Source organism: Paenibacillus sp. FSL R5-0908 (assembly GCF_038006245.1).
GTDB lineage: Bacteria > Bacillota > Bacilli > Paenibacillales > Paenibacillaceae > Paenibacillus_AQ > Paenibacillus_AQ odorifer.
The window spans coordinates 169,186-188,806 of the sequence record NZ_JBBOUV010000001.1 but is presented as its reverse complement, the minus strand read 5'-3'; the positions used below and the strand labels follow the sequence as shown (position 1 = coordinate 188,806).

18 protein-coding genes and 1 tRNA gene are annotated in these 19,621 nt (G+C 44.4%); 2 read left to right on the top strand and 17 right to left on the bottom strand.

Translation table 11 applies throughout. The annotated features are described in order from the left end of the window. Position 1: 1 nt before the first annotated feature. From MKZ09_RS00925 to MKZ09_RS00915, 3 genes are all read right to left on the bottom strand, one after another. Entirely contained in the window at positions 2-1,183 is a 1,182-nt protein-coding gene (locus MKZ09_RS00925; RefSeq protein ID WP_036687122.1) for a phosphoglycerate kinase, read from the bottom strand. Between the two features lie 116 nt (positions 1,184-1,299). Then, the gene (gene gap / locus MKZ09_RS00920) at positions 1,300-2,310 is read right to left on the bottom strand and encodes a type I glyceraldehyde-3-phosphate dehydrogenase (protein WP_036687120.1); all 1,011 of its coding nucleotides are present in this window, start codon (positions 2,308-2,310) and stop codon (positions 1,300-1,302) included. Between the two features lie 113 nt (positions 2,311-2,423). Next, entirely contained in the window at positions 2,424-3,476 is a 1,053-nt protein-coding gene (locus MKZ09_RS00915) for a sugar-binding transcriptional regulator (protein ID WP_036687118.1), read from the bottom strand. Positions 3,477-3,744: 268 nt separating this feature from the next. Here MKZ09_RS00915 and MKZ09_RS00910 point away from each other — a divergent pair. Together MKZ09_RS00910 and clpP are read left to right on the top strand one after the other, a co-directional pair. Further along, positions 3,745-3,819, top strand: a tRNA-Arg gene (locus MKZ09_RS00910). Between the two features lie 193 nt (positions 3,820-4,012). Beyond that, positions 4,013-4,609, top strand: coding sequence for an ATP-dependent Clp endopeptidase proteolytic subunit ClpP (gene clpP / locus MKZ09_RS00905; RefSeq protein WP_036687113.1), 597 nt, complete (start codon positions 4,013-4,015; stop codon positions 4,607-4,609). An 89-nt stretch (positions 4,610-4,698) separates the two neighbouring features. Here the strand turns inward: clpP and MKZ09_RS00900 are convergent, their stop codons facing one another. The 14 genes from MKZ09_RS00900 to uxaC form a co-directional block, all read right to left on the bottom strand. Beyond that, entirely contained in the window at positions 4,699-5,337 is a 639-nt protein-coding gene (locus MKZ09_RS00900) for a GDSL-type esterase/lipase family protein (protein WP_076135283.1), read from the bottom strand. 111 nt (positions 5,338-5,448) lie between these two features. After that, positions 5,449-6,552: a PdaC/SigV domain-containing protein gene (locus MKZ09_RS00895; protein WP_076206027.1), complete on the bottom strand. Its 1,104-nt coding sequence runs from the start codon at positions 6,550-6,552 to the stop codon at positions 5,449-5,451. 126 nt (positions 6,553-6,678) lie between these two features. After that, positions 6,679-7,434 carry an SIMPL domain-containing protein gene (locus tag MKZ09_RS00890; RefSeq protein WP_076135279.1) on the bottom strand — a complete coding sequence of 252 codons (756 nt, stop codon included), beginning with the start codon at positions 7,432-7,434 and terminating at the stop codon, positions 6,679-6,681. 169 nt (positions 7,435-7,603) lie between these two features. After that, positions 7,604-7,873 (bottom strand): HPr family phosphocarrier protein, encoded by a 270-nt coding sequence (locus MKZ09_RS00885; protein WP_036687106.1) that lies wholly within the window; start codon positions 7,871-7,873, stop codon positions 7,604-7,606. Positions 7,874-7,970: 97 nt separating this feature from the next. Next, positions 7,971-8,900: a DNA-binding protein WhiA gene (whiA, locus tag MKZ09_RS00880; protein ID WP_036687104.1), complete on the bottom strand. Its 930-nt coding sequence runs from the start codon at positions 8,898-8,900 to the stop codon at positions 7,971-7,973. Between the two features lie 45 nt (positions 8,901-8,945). Beyond that, positions 8,946-9,893, bottom strand: coding sequence for a gluconeogenesis factor YvcK family protein (locus tag MKZ09_RS00875; RefSeq protein WP_169744815.1), 948 nt, complete (start codon positions 9,891-9,893; stop codon positions 8,946-8,948). 54 nt (positions 9,894-9,947) lie between these two features. Beyond that, positions 9,948-10,847 carry an RNase adapter RapZ gene (rapZ, locus tag MKZ09_RS00870; protein WP_076126855.1) on the bottom strand — a complete coding sequence of 300 codons (900 nt, stop codon included), beginning with the start codon at positions 10,845-10,847 and terminating at the stop codon, positions 9,948-9,950. Between the two features lie 46 nt (positions 10,848-10,893). Then, positions 10,894-11,844, bottom strand: coding sequence for an ROK family glucokinase (locus MKZ09_RS00865; protein ID WP_036687097.1), 951 nt, complete (start codon positions 11,842-11,844; stop codon positions 10,894-10,896). 209 nt (positions 11,845-12,053) lie between these two features. Beyond that, the gene (locus MKZ09_RS00860; protein WP_076206024.1) at positions 12,054-13,313 is read right to left on the bottom strand and encodes a DUF438 domain-containing protein; all 1,260 of its coding nucleotides are present in this window, start codon (positions 13,311-13,313) and stop codon (positions 12,054-12,056) included. 15 nt (positions 13,314-13,328) lie between these two features. Then, complete coding sequence (locus tag MKZ09_RS00855) at positions 13,329-13,553, bottom strand: DUF1858 domain-containing protein (RefSeq protein WP_036687092.1); 225 nt, start codon at positions 13,551-13,553, stop codon at positions 13,329-13,331. A gap of 211 nt (positions 13,554-13,764) precedes the next feature. Beyond that, entirely contained in the window at positions 13,765-15,255 is a 1,491-nt protein-coding gene (locus MKZ09_RS00850; RefSeq protein ID WP_076206123.1) for a UxaA family hydrolase, read from the bottom strand. Between the two features lie 33 nt (positions 15,256-15,288). Next, positions 15,289-16,758 carry a tagaturonate reductase gene (locus MKZ09_RS00845; protein ID WP_076206021.1) on the bottom strand — a complete coding sequence of 490 codons (1,470 nt, stop codon included), beginning with the start codon at positions 16,756-16,758 and terminating at the stop codon, positions 15,289-15,291. A 157-nt stretch (positions 16,759-16,915) separates the two neighbouring features. Then, a complete protein-coding gene (locus tag MKZ09_RS00840) occupies positions 16,916-17,920 on the bottom strand; it encodes a LacI family DNA-binding transcriptional regulator (protein WP_076135272.1) in 1,005 nt (334 codons plus the stop codon). Between the two features lie 57 nt (positions 17,921-17,977). Then, a complete protein-coding gene (gene uxaC, locus MKZ09_RS00835; RefSeq protein WP_076206018.1) occupies positions 17,978-19,405 on the bottom strand; it encodes a glucuronate isomerase in 1,428 nt (475 codons plus the stop codon). Positions 19,406-19,621: the final 216 nt, after the last annotated feature.

Below are 19,621 nucleotides of genomic sequence, written 5' to 3'. Positions count from 1 at the left end.
CTTACTTATCGTTCAGTGCTTCTACGCCAGGAAGCGCCTTGCCTTCCATGAACTCAAGGGATGCACCGCCACCAGTGGAGATATGATCCATTTGATCAGCCAGGTGGAATTTCTCTGCTGCTGCTGCGGAATCTCCGCCACCAATAACAGTGTAACCTTCAGTGGTTGCACAAGCTTTTGCTACTGCAAGTGTACCTTCAGCGAATTTATCGATTTCGAATACGCCCATAGGTCCATTCCAGACAACCAGCTTGGAGTTCTTGATAATATCGGCATAAAGTTCACGAGTCTTAGGTCCGATATCCAGTCCTTCCCAACCTTCTGGGATTTCATTGTAATCAACGATCTTAGTGTTAGCGTCAGCACCAAATTTATCAGCAACAACAACATCAACAGGAAGCATGAAGTTTTTACCAAGTGCTTTTGCTTTTTCGATGAATCCAAGAGCAACGTCAAGTTTGTCGTTGTCTACTAGTGATTTACCGATTTCAAAGCCTTGTGCTTTAGTGAATGTATAAGACAATCCACCGCCGATCAGGACGTTATCAGCCAAAGACAACAAGTTATCAATAACATCAATCTTGTCTTTAACTTTCGAACCACCGATGATCGCAGTGAAAGGACGTTCTGGGTTAGAAAGAGCTTTACCAAGAACGGACAATTCTTTCTCCATCAAAAGACCGGATACAGCTGGTAGGAAATGAGCGATACCTTCTGTCGATGCATGTGCACGGTGAGCCGCACCAAACGCATCATTAACAAACAAATCAGCCAATTCAGCGAATTGTTTAGCCAGTTCAGGATCGTTTTTCTCTTCACCTGGGTAGAAACGAACATTCTCAAGTACAAGTACGTCGCCTTCGCCTAGCTCAGCGATTTTTGCTTTTACAGCTTCGCCAATTGCTTCATCAGCTTTAGCTACTGGTTTGCCAAGAAGCTCGGACAGACGTTCAGCAGCAGTAGTCAAACGCATGGAATCTACGAATTCGCCTTTAGGACGACCCATATGACTCGCAAGAATGATCTTTGCACCGTTCTCGATCAAATATTTAATGGTTGGAAGTGTTTCGCGAATACGAGTATCATCAGTAATTTTACCGTCTTCTACAGGTACGTTGAAATCCACGCGTACAAATACGCGCTTACCCTTTACTTCTACATCACGGACGCTTTTTTTGTTCATGATTAATTCCTCCACACCCAAAATTGTTTCTAGCAGGAAACAAGAAATACATTTAGAAAGAGCGGAAACAAGGAATTTCTGTTTCCGCTCTATAGATGTTGCTTATATCAAGTCAATTACTTAGCGATTTTAGCGAATTTCTCCAAAGTACGAACCAATTGTGCAGTGTAGGACATTTCATTGTCATACCAAGCAACAGTTTTAACCAGTTGTTTGTCGCCAACAGTCAATACTTTAGTTTGTGTAGCATCGAACAGGGATCCGAAAGTCATACCTTTGATGTCGGAAGATACGATTTCATCTTCAGTGTAACCATAAGTGTCTGGATCGGAAGCTGCTTTCATTGCTGCGTTGATTTCTTCAACAGTAACGCTCTTATCAAGAACAGTTACAAGCTCAGTCAGGGAACCAGTTGCAACTGGAACACGTTGAGCTGCACCATCCAATTTACCTTTAAGTTCTGGAATAACCAGACCGATTGCTTTAGCAGCACCAGTAGTGTTAGGAATGATGTTCTCAGCTGCTGCACGAGCGCGTCTGAAGTCACCTTTAGCATGTGGAGCATCCAAAGTGTTTTGGTCACCAGTGTATGCATGAATTGTAGTCATCAAGCCTTCAACGATACCGAACTTGTCGTTCAGTACTTTTGCCATTGGAGCTAGGCAGTTAGTTGTGCAAGATGCGCCGGAAATAACAGTCTCAGTACCATCAAGAATGTCATCGTTAACGTTGTAAACGACAGTTTTCATGTCGCCAGTAGCTGGAGCGGAGATAACTACTTTCTTAGCTCCACCTTTCAAGTGTTTTTCAGCTGCTTCTTTAGTTGTGAAGAAACCTGTGCACTCAAGTACGATATCAACGCCTAGGTCGCCCCATGGCAATTCTTCAGGGTTGCGGTTAGCAAGAACCTTAACTTCTTTACCATTGACTTTGAAGAAGCCATCATGCACTTCAACATCACCTTGGAATTTACCTTGAGTTGTATCATATTTAAGCAAATGAGCAAGCATCTTAGCGTCAGTCAAGTCGTTGATTGCTACCACTTCGATACCTTCTACATTTTGAATACGGCGGAAAGCAAGGCGTCCAATACGTCCAAAACCGTTAATTCCAACTTTTACACTCATTGAATAGTTCCTCCTAGAATTCGTTTTATTTATTCAAAACAGACGGTGAGGTCTGTCATGACAACAATGTTAAGTATGATGCAAGAAGTATGTTATTGCCTGCAATCTAAAAACTACGAAGATAGCTGTAGTTGATTGTCAATTTCCTTGCCTATTTCTACTGCGGCAGCCTCGTCCGTGACGAGAATATTCTCCTGCCCGAAACGCAGCATGGCATGAATGGCTTTGGCCTTGGGTTTGCCTCCTGCAATACCGATGACTTTCTCTGTCCGGATGATATCTTCTAGACGTAGACCCATCGTAAGCATGGTATGGACAACCTGACCCTCTTCATTGAAATAATAGCCAAAAGATTCGGCCACTGCCCCTTCACCCTGGATTTCCGAGACTGTAGCCTCGTCCAGTTTGCGGCGGCGGGTCATTTCAATGGCATCCCCAATCCCATGTACAATAATACGCGAACTGCGGATGGTTTGTACAATCTCTCCAATATTAGAGTCAAGCGCCAGCGATTGGTATGCATCCCCACTAAGCAAATCAGGGACATGCAGCAACCGGTAGTTGGCTCCAACCCGCTTTGCCATTGTTGAGGCAATCGTGTTGGCTTGAATCTCCATACTCTCTCCTAATCCTCCACGCGCCGGAACAAACCAAGCGTTCTTATAGGAAAGGGACAACGGCGGTGTCAGTTGATCAGCCATATCGGCAAGCGTCGATCCACCTGTGACGGCAACTGTATCATCTGCGCGAAGTATACTCAGCAGCGCTTTCGCACCCGCTCGGCCAAGCTCTCGTTTGGTGAACGGCGATGACTCACAATCACCCGGTACTACAATAACTTTATCCAGACCATACGTTGCTCGAATTTTCTCTTCCAGCTCATCCAGACCAAATAGGCTCTTAACAACCGGCTCTAGCAAATCAAGCAGTCTACGTCCAGCAGCGCTAATGCGCATGCCAACACTCTCGATCTCAATAAGCCCTTGCGATTTCAGAAGATCCGTCTCGGCACGCAGTACCCGCTCAGTCATATCTAGCGAAGCGGCTAGCGTTCTGCGCCCAATAATATCGGACAGCATGATCTGATGAAGAATCGTGTACCGTCTCTTAAGGGTTTCCATGAGATCAGGCAGAAGCTGCTTTTGGATATCTAATAAATTACGCATACTTTCACTCCTGCAACTTCGTCTTCCTCTATTCCCTTGTTCATGGTCTCAAAACGTCCCGGGTAAACTTTTTAAGTCCCACCCATATTCTAACCAAATATTGCTCGAAGCGCAAGTCTTCCGAGAGTAGAATTCTCAAGCGCTTGTCTTCTTATACATGAATAAGGTCAGAAAAAGATATAGCGCCCGATGCCTGTCCCTAGAGCGCCTGTCCAGTATTAATATTACATTGCAATTGTGTAAAAATTGTATTATAATCATTTTTGTTGCGCCCGTGGTCCAATGGATATGACGTAGGCCTCCGAAGCCTGAGATCCAAGTTCGATTCTTGGCGGGCGCGCCATTAATTTCATTTTTGCACATAATTTAGTAGTGCCTATACTACTACTTAACCAAAGAGCCGCTTGTCGGCTCTTTTTTTTGAATATAAGTTTGACTTTCTTTGACTTTTTGTTTGAATTTGTTTATCATGTGGGTAATACGGCAAGAGTAAAAATGAATACATTTAAAGAACCAATATCAAGGAGGTTTTCCACGTGAGTTATATTCCTATGGTAGTAGAACAGAGCAACCGCGGCGAGCGCGCTTATGACATCTATTCCCGCCTGCTGAAGGACCGCATCATTTTCCTTGGAACGGAGGTTAATGACGTGGTAGCCAATTCTATCATCGCACAAATGCTGTTCTTGGCTGCCGAAGATCCTGACAAGGACATTCACCTTTACGTGAATAGCCCAGGCGGTTCCATTACTGCAGGTATGGCTATTTTTGATACAATGCAGTACATTAAACCAGACGTTTCCACCATCTGTGTGGGTATGGCAGCTTCCATGGGAGCTTTCCTGCTAAACGCTGGCGCCAAAGGCAAACGCTTTGCACTGCCTAACAGCGAGATCATGATCCACCAGCCTCTGGGTGGTGCTCAAGGTCAAGCAACGGACATTGAAATCCGTGCCCGCCGTATCCTCAAATTGCGCGATAAGCTGAACCGTATTCTAGCAGAACGTACGGGTCAACCTCTAGAACGTATTGAGAAGGATACAGATCGCGACTACTTCATGACTGCTGCAGACGCGGCTGAATACGGTATCGTAGATAAAGTAATCGAGAAGACATTGCCTAGCGGTGTGTAAGCTATAAAGTAAAAATATAAAGAGGCTGTGCTCTAACCATAACGGATAGGGTACAGCCTCTTTATATTTTATAGAAGACCTAAATCCAATTAAGCCAGCCCGCCATAACCTAGCGCGTCCAGCTTCTCGGCAATTACGCGATAACCCCGGCCATTCGGATGCAAATGATCAATGGATAACAGCCCTCTCTCATTTCCTGCGAACTCACTGTAAATTGAAGCAAATCCACAGACTCGACTGCTGTACTGTGCTGCGTATTGATTAAACTGTCTGACCCACTCTGTCGCACCAACCACCTGAGGATAGGGATTATATAATCCCACAATTCTAATGATAAAAGGTCTACGCGTCCTCGCCTTCAATTGTATGAGAATATTCATAATTGCAGAGAAATTTTGTTTGCATTCCTGAAGCGATCTGCGCAGCTCTGCGGATAAGTTCCCTTGCTGTCTTGCTGCGGATTTGGCCGCGTGAATCAAATCATTACCACCGATAGACACAGTGATGATATCGGCTTCTCGAACGGCCTCACGCATCATGGTATTTCCGCGCAGCCGCTGCTCCAGCTCTGAAGTAGTCATTCCGTTCACGCCTAAATTCGTAGAGGCTACAGTTGTCCGCAGTCTCCCTTCTGCCATTCTACGGTACACCGGTACAAAACCGTTACCTGGCAGAGCACCAAATCCAGTCGTCAAGGAATCGCCAATTGCAGTATATTGGTAGCCCATAGCTCTCCCCCGTTCATAAACTAGTTACTCCCTTTAGCATATGAACAAGAGACAACTCTGGTAAGGGGGAGATGTCTTGTGCCGACATTAGCGGAGATGAAGAATTTCCATTTATTTCATGCCAGCAAACGGGCTACTGCCATCCGGCAAAAGCTCTTTGAAACTAAAAGTATAATCAGGGAAGCCTGCAGCATAAGCTGTGTACTCATATAATTGGAAGAACAGAACAACCTTGTCGTCCTTCAGATAGAAATATTTCTCCGTATTTAATCCGTTGAATCCTCCCAAATAACTAGCCTCTGCCTTCAGCAGCTTGCTCAGCTTAGCATTCAGCTGTTTTTTGTAGTTTGGATTAGCTCCAAACAGGTCGCCCAACAATAGACGTTTACCATCCTTAAGCGAGAAGGTGAATGCCTCCCGGTTAGTCATTCCATGAGCGCCGCCCGTATCACTATACTGATGCATCACTATGCTGATCACACCATTTTGATTGTAGGTCACTACATAACCTGAATCATAGGTGTATTTGGGCTCTGCCCCATCTCGATCGGAGATATCCTGTTCTGCACCCGCCGCGAATTTCATAACACTTTCCTTCAAAGTATTATTAATAGCTTGTTGGGCACTGGAGTTGCCCAATCCACTGATCTTCGGATAATCAAGCTGAATAAAAGCTTCTGCCCGATCTTTAGCATAAGTTTCCGTGGTTACCGTCAGCGCGTTCTGCGGTCTGTTCACCACATTCAGCCTACTAGCGGCCCGACTCCAATCTACCTTATAACCCATATAATCATTTAACAATCCTGATGGAACATAGAGGCGATTATTAATTAACTTCCCTTCATACTCTCGAATGAAATAGTTATTCACCCACACAGAAGTACCGTAACTGGATAAAATCAACTTCGCCTTGGCCGATCCTTTTCCAATCATGTACGCATTTTCCTTCTTATTATACGCAAGCGGTAATCCCAACACATCTCGCATAAAAGTTATGGGAATCCAGGCCTGTCCTTCCTTCAAAATACCTTCCTTTAACGAATTTATCCCGTTTGCCTTTAAAACGATACGCGAATCAATAGCTTTATTCTCCGTTTTACTTGCTGCTGCATAACCCGTTTCGCTGGGCAGCAGACCTCCGCCAAACAATAAACCTGTTGACATCACACCTATGCCCCATTTGCGTACTGATTCTTTTGAAATAATATTCATCATCTTATTTTTCCTCTCCTTTCCAATTTATTAAACAGAATCGTAGAGAACTTACACAAAAAAAGAGGCGCCCCCCACTATTACTAGTGGAAGATCACCTCTCCTCTCTGTATTCACCTTGTTCTGATACTATTTCAATTCATACATTACGCTTAGCTGAGTTGTAACTTTAACTACACCAGGTTGCACGGATGTGCTTGCACCAGCATCTGCTGCAGCCATATTCATTTTTAGATTCTGTTCAAAATAAACCGGAGTGATATCGCCATCATTTTGGCTGACCGTGATCACTTGACCCAAGCTGCGTTTAGCTGCCTTAGCAATAGCCCCTGCTTTAACATCTGCATTCGCCATCGCTTTTTCAATCACCTGAGCTTCAAATGCAGAAGTATCTTCCACAGAAAAACGTGCATTTCCGATATTATTCGCCCCTGCCGCAGATGCAGCGTCCAGCAATTCACCAACCTTAGTCAGATCTCTATAAGACACTAACAGCGTATGATTGGCGTTGTATCCCTTCACTTGCTGTCCTTCTTTTTCGCTGTAACTATAATTGGGTTGCACATAAAACTGCGTGCTTTGAATATCTTTATCTGCAATTTTCCAAGTATTCTTCAGTAAAGCCATAATCTTCTGAATTTTAGCGGCATTGGTCTTCTGCGCTTCTTGCGCAGTTGTGGCCGTAGTATCCACACCGATGGTCAAGTATACGATATCCGGCTTGAGGGACAATTCGCCTTTACCTACTACACTAACGACATTTTTCTGCACTTCATCTGCGTAAGCCTTTGCAGGACCTTGGAAAACACCACTCATGCCGATCCCTCCAATTAACAAACTCCCTACGATCATCACTGAACCAATTTTCTTCAATAAACCTTTCATATTTGCCAGCCCCTTTCATTTCTTGTGATTTGTTATTATCCTCTAGACGAGTCATTTTGGTAAATGTTGCACGTCTCAATCTATTTCTTGGTATTAAAAAAAGCCCCGAAGGGCTTTTGGTCATGCGATAAATAAAGTCTTCCTAGCAGTCTTCCTAGCAGTCTTCCTATTATTGGTTCTCAAGCTCTTCTTTGCTGACCAGACTTGTCAAAGCGTTTACAGCTTGATCGGCATCCGCACCGTCCGCGCTAATGTAAATCTCCGTGCCGGAACTGATAGCGAGGCTCATAATCCCCATAATACTTTTAGCATTTACTTTTTTATCATCTTTTTCCACGAAAATCTCCGACGAAAACTTGTTAGCTTCTTGCACAAACAATGCTGCCGGTCGGGCATGAAGCCCTGTCTTCAACCGAACAACTACCGGGTGCTTTGTCATGAAACGCTTACCCCCTAATTGAGTTCTCCCCAAAAGTTTCACATTAATTTTATATTATTATATCATTATAACGTAAACCACACTAGAAAAAAAGTAATTAGCCGCCTCGAACCTTGTCCGCCAGCTCATCAATCTTACGAAGCCGATGATTTACTCCCGACTTACTGACTGTACCTTTGAGCATTTCACCAACCTCCTTGAGGTTGATATCGGGATGCGCCATTCGAATTTCTGCTACTTCACGCAGTTTATCCGGCAAATTCTCCAGTCCCATTTCTCGCTGCAACAGCTTGATATTCTCAATCTGCCGCACCGCAGCACTTATTGTTTTGTTGAGATTTGCGGTCTCGCAGTTCACGATCCGATTCACGGAATTACGCATATCGCGCATAATTCTTACATCCTCAAATTTGAACAACGCCTGATGCGCTCCAATCAAACTTAAGAATTCAATAATCTTCTCGCCTTCTTTAATGTAAAGAATGAACCCTTTTTTACGTTCAATACAGCGTGCATTTAAGTGGAATTCCCCAGCCAGATCCACTAATGCTTTACAATGTTCCTCATACATCGAGGAAATCTCCAAATGGTAGGAGGAGCCTTCCGGATTATTAACCGATCCGCCAGCCAGAAAGGCACCGCGCAAATAAGCACGCTTGCAGCAGTTATTCCCAACAATCTCATCATCAATACCATCGGTAAAAATAAATCCTTCCGACACAATTCTAAGATCCTTTAGGATCTCTTGTACACGGTTTGGGATTCTGACGATATAGACGTTATTTTTCTTCAAACGCATTTTTTTACGCACGAGTAGCTCAATATGGACCTGGTAATATTTCTTAAGTAAAGAATATACCCGCCTTGCAATCGCGGCGTTCTCCGTCGAAATGTCGAGGATAACCTTTTTGCTTGAAAGCTGCACAGATCCATTCATACGGATAAGCGCTGACATTTCCGCCTTCTCGCAGCAGGGTTCACTCTCCACCATCGTCAGCTCTTTTTTGGTAAGGGCCGCAAAAGACAAGGGTCTCACCTCTTTCTTGATAAGTACTTCATTCTCATCTATAAGTTATACCCTAGGGTTTCTGTTTATCCAATCCTGCACAAGCTGATAAATGTGATGACTAAGCTTATCGGTATCATGTCTCAAATAAGTTCGGAATAAAACCAGTTTATCGGCTATAACCTTGTATCCATTGCCATCCAGCGCTTCTTTATCAAGCTGCACCGGGCGCGCGCCCTTCTCGGCATACTTCGTCTGGACCTGTTCCGGAATCTCACCGTCATTAACAATAACATAATCGAATAGATCGATCCCGATATGATCATATACAGCTTGAAGATGATCGCTGACGGTATAGTTATCCGTTTCACCCGGCTGAGTCATTACGTTGCAGACGAAAATTTTGATAGCATTCGAAGATACAACCGCTTCTGCCAGTTTCGGAACAAGCAGGTTGGGAAGAATGCTCGTATACAGACTGCCAGGACCCAGCAGGATCGCATCTGCGTTCCGAATCGCCTCAAGCGCTTCGGGCAATGGTTCTACATCTGGCGGCTCCAAGGACACTCGTCTGATGATCCCGCCAGCTTCAGGGATTTTGGACTCCCCCGTGATAATCGTGCCGTCCGACATTTCTGCATGCAGGATTACAGCTTCACCGGCCGCAGGCAATACCCGTCCGCGAACAGCGAATAATCGACTTAGCTCCCGTACAGCCGTAACGAAATCGCCGGATATATCCGTGAGCGCAGCAAGAATCAAGTTGCCGAGACTATGACCAGCTAGTCCCTCACCCGTGTTGAAACGGTATCTCATAATCTCTGCCATGAGCGGCTCAACATCAGCCATAGCTGTCAATACGTTGCGGATGTCCCCAGGAGGAGGCATTTGCAGCTCACTGCGTAAAATACCAGAGCTTCCCCCATCATCGGCAACGGTAACAATAGCAGTAATATCTAATGGCTTCTCTTTTAAACCACGAAGCATGACAGATAACCCCGTGCCACCGCCCATAACGACGATACGTGGACGCTGTCTTTGTTCTTCAGCCACTATGACCCCTTCTCTCTAGTGCCGATCACGCTCGGAATCCCGATGACTAACGGTTACGGATTCCGTCTCGCTAACGCCCAGCATTTTACCCAAATACTCGGATATGGCTACGGAACGGTGTTTACCTCCCGTACAGCCAATGCCAATGATAATCTGGGACTTACCTTCCTTACGATATTGCGGAATTAGAAAATGAAGCATATCGAGCAGTTTGGTCAGGAACACCTGTGTTTCAGGCCACTTCATTACATAATCGTAGACTTCACTGTCCTGGCCGGTTTTAGGCCGCAGATGGTCCACATAATGTGGGTTAGGCAAGAAGCGGACATCAAAGACAAGATCTGCATCAATAGGGATACCGTACTTAAATCCGAAGGATGTAATATTGACGGAAAGCGTACTTTTTCCTAGATGCGAAAACCGTGAAACGATCTTCTCCTTAAGCTGCACAGGCTTCATACTGCTGGTATCTAAACATAACGTAGCTGAATTTTTCAATTCTTCAAGCATCTTACGTTCTAGCTTGATACCATCAAGCGGCAGCCCCTTAGGTGCTAATGGATGATGACGTCGACTTTCCTTGTAACGCTGAACAAGTACTGAATCTGTAGCATCCAAAAACAAGATCTCACAGCCAATGGTTGACTCATCCTTGATATAGGCAAGAGACTCAGACAAAGCAGTGAAGAATTCTCGACCACGCAGGTCAATTACAAGGGCTACCTTGGCAATCTTACCCTTCGACTGTTCAATTAGCTCTGCGAACTTGGGAATCAGCACCGGTGGTAAATTATCGACACAGAAGAACCCTAGGTCTTCCAGACTCTGTACAGCAATTGTCTTCCCCGCACCTGACATTCCCGTAATAATAATCAGGGTGGCTCCAGCCGTTGGGGTATTGTCCAATTCGGTCATAAAAGCGTCCCCTCCCTAGATTTAGTATATGAATACTTCCCGTCTTTTAAGAACGCAGCAAAAGGCCGGCAGCCCCAACAATACCTGCGTCATTGCCAAGCTCAGCTGGAATAATCGAAACACCAGTTTGAAGCGGAGCCGGTGTCAATTTCGCAAACACACGACGAACCTCATCAAATAGAATATCTCCAGCCTTAGACACGCCGCCGCCAACGATAAATACTTCAGGGTTAAGCACAGCCGCAACAGAAGCCATGGATTTACCCAGATAGTACGCTGCACGATTTACTATACGGATAGCTACTTCATCGCCAGCCTTAGCCGCATCAAAGACTTCTTTCGCAGCAATCTTCTCTACCATAGAGAGGGAAGTACGATCGCCACGAGCTACTGCATCATTAGCCATGCGGATAATACCTGTAGCGGAGGAAACGGTTTCCAGACAGCCCATGTTGCCACAGCCGCATTGAATAGCTTCCAGATCCGGCACTACTGTGATATGACCAAGCTCACCAGCTAATCCCGCAAAGCCTTGATAAATCTTTCCATTAATAATAATTCCGCCACCGACACCTGTTCCAAGCGTATAGCAGACACAGTTATCAACACCACGTCCCGCACCACTCCAAGCTTCGCCCAGTGCAGCCACATTCGCATCATTGTCTATTTTGACAGGCTTGTTCCAACGATCTTCCAAAATGGAACGGATCGGCACATCTCTAAATCCTATGTTAGGCGCAAGGATGATGATTCCTTCACGAATATTTGTGAACCCGGCTACACCCGCTCCTACACCTGCAAGCTGATCCCAAGAGTACGGGGAATCCTCCACAATTTGGCGTACATACTTCTCGATATTATCGATAACAGTATCGACACCCTCTGCAGTTCCTGTAGGTCCCTCATAAGTATGAAGAAGGGTACCTTCAGCATTACAGATTCCAACCTTAATTGCAGTTCCACCCAAATCCACGCCAACGTAGATATTCTCAGACATGTAACAAGCCACCTTTTTTTATACTAAAATAGTTAATCCTAAGTACCAACTATAATAGAAGCCCTCTCTGTGGTCAAGGAAAGACAACACACCCGGGAATTCCTTATTTTAAGAGTATACTCTATTATATTCTAAAAAGACCCCCTTACGCCTAAGTAAGAGAGTCTTGTACCTATATTATTATCTGGAAAATAACCCAACGTACCGATTTATTCTGATAAAATGCGCTTTTGACCCTCTAATGCTCGGATTGGAGCGATATTCTGTGTGAACTCTAGCGTGCCCATATAATGGCCTGACTCGTCTCGTACAGCGAAGTAACGGATGTAGATAAACTTATCCTTGATATTGATCCAGAAGTCTTCAGCATCCTTACGACCTGCCTTAAAGTCTTCCAGAAGCTTCTCTACCACATGAACACTTTGCGGGGGATGACAGTTCTGTACTGTACGGCCGATAACGGCTTTAGTTCGGGCAAAGATACGTTCCTTCCCATGTGAAAAATATCGAACAACATCATTCTCATCAATGAAGGTTAGATCTACAGGCAGATGGTTGAGTACGGTCTCCAGTTGATGCAGTGACAACAACCCTGTCTCAAAACGGATGAACCCTCCTTGTGGCGTAGCTCCTTCTGTTTCTTCCAGCACTGCGCCGTCCGGCTCAGCGGCCCGCTCAGGGATCCACTCCTGCTCCGGTGCGGTTAGGCAGAACCCGATCTCATCGCTCTCCCGGGCGATTTTGACCCATTCATCTTCCGTCAATTTGTCTAGGGCCATGGGCAATAGAATATTTTCTTCCTTAAAGATCATTTCATTAACTTCCTTGATGATCTCCTCAAGCTGAATACCTATTTCTGCTGCGTTTCCGCTATAAGTGCTGAGCGCTGCTTTTGCCTCTTTAATCATACGGCGGATATTATCATCCACTCCCCACATTACCTTGGTTGGGCCATAAATGCCGTACTTTTCGAGGTATGGGAACAGCAGATTTTCTTTTCGGCTATAGTGTTTATCAAGATCCAGCAGCAAGCTAAGATCCTCCAACAATTTGAAGATAAGTTCCTCACTATCATTCTTTTGAAACTTTGTTGCGTGCAGATCCATGCGGAAGTTAACAAGTTTTTCGATCTCACGATTCTCCAATTTGAAGGTGTGTACTGGATGGCCTGGCTGCTCCTCGGGCTTAGACGAGCGGTGAATCTGCTCAATAGAGCCTTTAAAGATGGCTGTATGCACCGAACAAAGACGTTGGACCTCGGATACCGGAATTCCTTCTTCGGTCATTAATGAATGCTCCATCGCGGAAATCTCCGCTACGGTAACATCACCCACAGCTTCGGCGAACCGCGCCTTAACCTCTTCTACACTTTTGCCTGCATGCAGTTCTTTAATAATCTCCTTAAGCATAGCTTGGCGACGAGTCTGTTCCGGCACATCAACTTCACGGTTGTTAATTAGTTCGCTCATATTAACACTCCTTTATTAAATAATCTCGAAACCATGACGTTCAAAAGTTAGCTTCACGTGCTCGAGATCCATTTTTTTCAGCTTAATTCCTTTGGATAAGGTCATGAAACGGCCAGCGGTCTGCAGCATACCAGGCTTGGCAATATCCTTAAAGCCCAGCTCTACCATAATCTCGATGACCTCCGGATGTCGTGATACCATCTCGAATATAGATTCATCCAAACTCAGCACTTTTTCCATTTGACTCTTCTCCTTCATGTGAGAACTATTCTCAATAAAAGATTAGCACAGGCCGTAAAGGACCATTGTGATTGCAATCACTAATTCGAAAGAAAGCAATTATCGTTCTTTTAAAGACGAATTATGTATGCTGTGAACCTAAAAAAACTGTCCCCTACGCTTAAAAAGCATAAGAGACAGCCTGATCTGTCATTAATTAACTATTTATTTATTATAGCGTTACTCCTGTTTTGAATATGGAGATCTCACGGAAATTATTCTTTTCATTATTAACCCATTCACCGCTGGCCACCGCAATAATATAGTTTATGAAGCTGCGCAGGACCTCATCTGGCGAACCATCTTCCACCAACACACCTGCATTAAAATCGATCCAATGACGTTTGCCTTCATACAATGGGGTATTGGTAGACACCTTCATCGTTGGCACGAATGTACCAAATGGTGTTCCCCGTCCAGTCGTAAAGATCACCAATTGACAGCCAGCAGCAGCCAGTGCAGAGGAAGCCACAAGATCATTGCCAGGCGCGTTAAGGAGATTTAAGCCTTTGTTAGTGATAAGCTCTCCATACTTGAGTACATCCATCACTGTAGCATTCCCGGATTTTTGAGTACAACCCAATGATTTATCCTCAAGCGTAGTAATTCCTCCGGCTTTATTCCCTGGAGAAGGATTTTCATATACCGGCTGTTTATAGTCCATAAAATACTGCTTAAAGTCATTAATGAGATCGACAATTTTGTGGAAAATAGTTTCGTCCGCAGCACGTTCCATTAGAATTTTTTCGGCACCAAACATTTCAGGCACTTCAGTCAGTACAGTGGTCCCGCCTTGAGCAGCCATATAATCAGACAGACGTCCAAGGAGCGGGTTCGCAGTAATACCGGATAACCCGTCGGAGCCTCCACATTTCAGACCGATTTTCAGCTCAGAGAGTGATACCTCTTCCCGTTGATCGCCTTGTACATTATTATAGATTTCCTTCAGCAGCTTCACGCCTTCTTCAATCTCATTCCCAACCTCCTGGGAGACAAGGAAACGCACACGATCCTCATCATAACTGCCAAGCATATCTTTAAAAATATGCAAATTGTTATTCTCACAGCCCAATCCGAGCACAAGCACGCCGCCCGCATTCGGGTGTTTAACCGCGTTAGCCAGTATCGTACGTGTATTGTCATGATCATCGCCCAGCTGGGAGCAACCGTAGTTATGCTTAAGCACGAGCACGTTATCGAAAGGTGCGATATCCCCAACCTCTGCTTTGAAAATATTGATAATCTGCTCCGCCACTCCATTCACACAACCAACAGTAGGGACGATCCAGAGCTCATTGCGGATACCTACAGATCCATCAAAGCGGCGATACCCCTTAAAGGTCAAATTCTCCGCTGCAAAAGGATTCGGCGTCAGCTTCTGCTCAAAGGTATATTCCTCTACCCCTGTTAGGTTTGTCTTAGTGTTATGGGTATGCACCCACTGCCCCGGCGCGATAGACGCTATAGCATGACCAATGGGGTAACCATATTTCAATACGTTTTCACCTTCGCTAATGCTGGATAGTGCAATTTTATGGCCTCTAGCGATATCTTCAGTAATTTTAATCTCTTTTGAACCAATCACAATGGTGTCGCCTGCTTTATAGTCTTTAAGTGCAACAGCGACATTATCAGCCTCATTAATCTGCAATACTTCTTTCATCGTCTTGATCATATCATTGTCACCTCCAGGGTATTAGTTGTGTGCCGGTCTCTTCACGAACGCTTTTAAGGCTTGCTTCATGCCATTTTTCTCAATCGCAATCAGCCCTGCTGTCACCTTGTCAGTAAGGCCAGCCACTTCATTCAGATCACAGCCCCAGCGATTGGTTGCGGCAAGTACTTTGACGGCCAGTGCGCGCAGCCCGGTGTCTGTGCCATCCCATCCTCCCCATAAGGAGGCGAACCATTCCAAAATATCCGCATCATCAGCCAGTTGAATGTTTTCTTCCCCTCTGCGTCCTCTATAGAAGGCAATTAATGCGCTCAATGAGAAGACAAGCTTTTCAGGCAATTGTCCTTTGGCCTCTACATATTGCAGTAAAGAAGGCAGATCTCTTGTCTTAAACTTCGATATAGAATTAAGGGAAATGCTCATCAAGTAATGCTGCACATAAGGGTTCAGGAATCTTTCTAATACCGCGTCTGCAAAAGAATTCAATTCTTCTGCCGGCAGATCCAGCGTTGGAATAATTTCATCATAGATTAAAGACTTCACGTACGCCCCAACCTCTTCGTGCTCAATAGCCTCAGCAACCGTATCAATCCCGTACAAATACGCTACTGGTGTCATAGCTGTATGAGCTCCGTTTAAAATCCTCACTTTTCGAGTGCGATAAGGGGCCATATCATCCACCACCAGCACATTAAGACCTGCTAGTTCAGCCGGGAACTCCTTTTTAATCCACTGCGGTCCTTCAATCACCCAAAGATGGAATTGCTCGCCGACAACGACCAGCTTATCCTCATAACCCAACTCTTCTGTAATCTCGGCAATGCTGTCTCTTGGATAACCGGGAACAATGCGGTCCACCAGACTGCAGCAGAAGGTATTTGCTTCATTCAACCAGTTCACAAAATCTTCTCCAAGATTCCACAGCTCAGCATATTTCAAAATAACCTTTTTGAGCTCATCACCATTCCGGTCAATCAGCTCGCATGGAATGATGATAAAACCTTTAGAAACATCCCCATTAAAAGTTTGATAACGTTTGTATAATAAGGCCGTCAGCTTGCCTGGGAAACTACTCTGCGGCGTATCGGTTAACTTGTCGCCGGCTTCAAAAGCAATTCCCGCTTCAGTAGTATTAGACACGATAAAGCGCAGCTCCGGGTTCTCAGCCAGCTTCATATACTCCTCATGCTGTGAATAGGGATTTAGCGTCCGCGTAATACAATTAATTACCTCGTGCTCTTTTACAGCCACTCCGTCTTTAATGCCTTGCAGATAAAGGGTATACAGCCCATCCTGATCATTTAGCATTTCTGCCAGTCCGTTAGCCAATGGCTGTACAACAACCACTCCACCATTGAAATCCGTTTTTTGACTCATGGTATGAATCTGCCAATCTACAAAGGCGCGCATGAAATTGCCTTCGCCAAATTGTAGAACCTTCTCAGGATACTGCTTGTAAGCTGTCCAATTATCACTATTTAATCTTTTCATATTAACGCCTCCTAATAGTAAATGCACACGATAAACTTATTAAACAAACTATATAAAATCATATTTATATTACTAATTAATTAAATATATGCACACGTGAAAATTTTAGATAGCAACCCTTTACGAAGGTAAAGGATTAGGCTGCTATGCGCAGCCTCTACTTCTGCAACTTCCTGACTGATTCTCTGGCAATAAGCTCTGTCTCGATCGAGATCCGCCCGTCTTTTTCTGAGGGTTCCTTGACCAAACTTAACAGCTGGCGAGCGCCTTGCTCACTAATCTTCTCAATAGGACGTTTGACCGTGGTGAGTGAAGGATTGGCAAAAAGTGAAAACCCAATGTCGTCAAAACCAACAACAGAGATGTCATTTGGCACCTGCAGCCCTCGCTCAAACACGCCTTTCATAGCCCCGATCGCCATATCATCATTGGAACAAAATACAGCAGTCGGTGGTTTCTCGAGTTCCAGTAGCTTACCCATCGCCTCATATCCACTTTGCATATCATAACTACCACTTATCATGTAGTCATTACGAACAGGGATATTATGGTCAATCAAAGCTTTTATAAAGCCATCTCTGCGTTCTTGCGTGGATTTAAAGCCCTCCACACCTTCAATAATTGCAATGTCTTGATGCCCGTTTTCGATCAGGTATTTGCCTGCATTATAAGCACCTTCCCGGTCGTTCGAGATGATGTTGATAATGGAACGGTCATCAATTTCCCGGTTCAGCACAACGATTGGAATGCCTTGCTGGACAACATGGTAAATGAATTTATTATCAGCTTCACTCTGGCTCATTAGAATAATTCCATCAAAACGTTTGCGATGAATAGAGGAGTAATCCGCATAATCGTCGATCCCACGGATGAACAGATTGTACTCTACATCTATGACCCTATTTACACCACGAATCGTATCAGAGAAGAAACCAGAAGTTGTGCCGTTGGCAATGCTCGTGAAGAACAGACCAATGGTATAGGATCGCTGCATCACAAGGCTTTTGGCATTGTAATTAGGGACGTAACCCACTTGCGCAGCGATCTCGGCAATTTTTTTACGTGTGACCTCTTTAATTAGTGGACTATTGTTAAGTGCTCTCGATACAGTTGTATGCGATACATTCGCCAATTTGGCGATATCCTTGATTGTAGGTGCCATGGGTCAACCTTCCTTATCAAACGGGTTTGGCTCTTCCATGTAAGGATATCATAACGATTACCTAGTCACCAATGCCTGTTTCGAGAAATTAAAATAATGATCAGCGTTATTGTAACAGATGTTCTCAATCATACTGCCCAGTAAATCCATATCATCCGGGGCTTCTCCAGCTTCTACCCAAGAGCCTACTAGATCACACAAGATTCTTCTAAAGTACTCATGTCTGGTATACGATAAAAAGCTTCTGGAGTCTGTTAACATCCCAACAAATTGGCTAAGTACGCCTAGATTAGCAAGTGTCTTCATCTGTTCCAGCATGCCGTCTTTATTATCGTTGTACCACCATGCGGTTCCGAATTGAATTTTCCCTGGAATACCGCCGCCTTGGAAGCTGCCCATTAGACTGGCAATCACATGATTATCATTAGGGTTCAGTGAGTACAAAATGGTCTTAGGCAACGCATTCTCACGATCCAGCGCATCGAGCAGACCCGCCAAAGGCTTAGCAATCACGCCGTCATTGATGGAATCATAACCCGTGTCAGGTCCGAGACGTCCGAACATTACGCTGTTGTTATTCCGTAGCGCATGAATATGGAATTGCATCGCCCAATCCAGCTCGTTATACAATTTGCCGAGGAATACTAGCGTGAATCCTTTATATTTCTTTTCTTCACTCTCACTTACAACGCCTTCATGAAGTGCTTTAGCGAATATAGCTGTAGCTTCCTCCAAGGTAGTAGGCTCAAACATTACCGCATCCAAAGCATGGTCAGATACACGGCCGGCTCTGGCATGGAAGAATCTCACTCTGCTCTCCAATGCTGCAAGAAACTGTCCATAATTCTCAACAGCCATTCCCGAAACTTCGCTTAGCTGAGCTACCCAAGGTTGGAAGGTAGGACGGTTGATTTCAAGCGCTTTATCTGGCCGGAATCCCGGCACAACGCTAGCATTGAATCCACTCAGATTACTGATTTTCTCATGATATTCCAGATTATCCACAGGATCATCGGTAGTACAAACCGTAGTCACCTTCGATTTAATGATCAAATCTCTTGCTCCGTATCCTTCACTTTGTAGCTGTCTATTCACTTCATCCCAAATTTTTGGTGCGTTAGCTTCATTCAGCAATTCATATACACCGAAGAAACGTTGCAGCTCCAGATGCGTCCAATGGTATAGCGGATTCCCGATAATCATCGGAACCGTTCTAGCCCAAGCTAAAAATTTATCATAATCACTGGCATCGCCAGTAATAAATTTCTCTTCTATACCGTTAGCGCGCATCACTCTCCATTTATAATGGTCGCCATACAGCCAAGCTTCGGTGATATTGTTGAACGTTTTGTTCTCATAAATTTCTTTTGGACTGAGGTGGCAATGATAATCGATAATGGGCATGTCTTTCGCATGATTATGAAACAGCTTAATTGCGGTCTCGCTCGACAATAGGAAGTTCTCATCCATGAATTTTTTACTCATGAGGTTTGCTGCTCTCCTTTAAGTTCGAATGGGAGTTACACAAAGTTTAACGTGAACATTTATTCAATCGGTCGATTTCTTAATAAATATTTTAAACTTAAAATTATTGCTTATAACAAGATTTAATATAAATTGTTCACGTTAACATTATATCTTCATTGTAAACGTATTTTTAAAATGCGCAAGTCTTTTTATAAGGACATTGTTACAGTTATT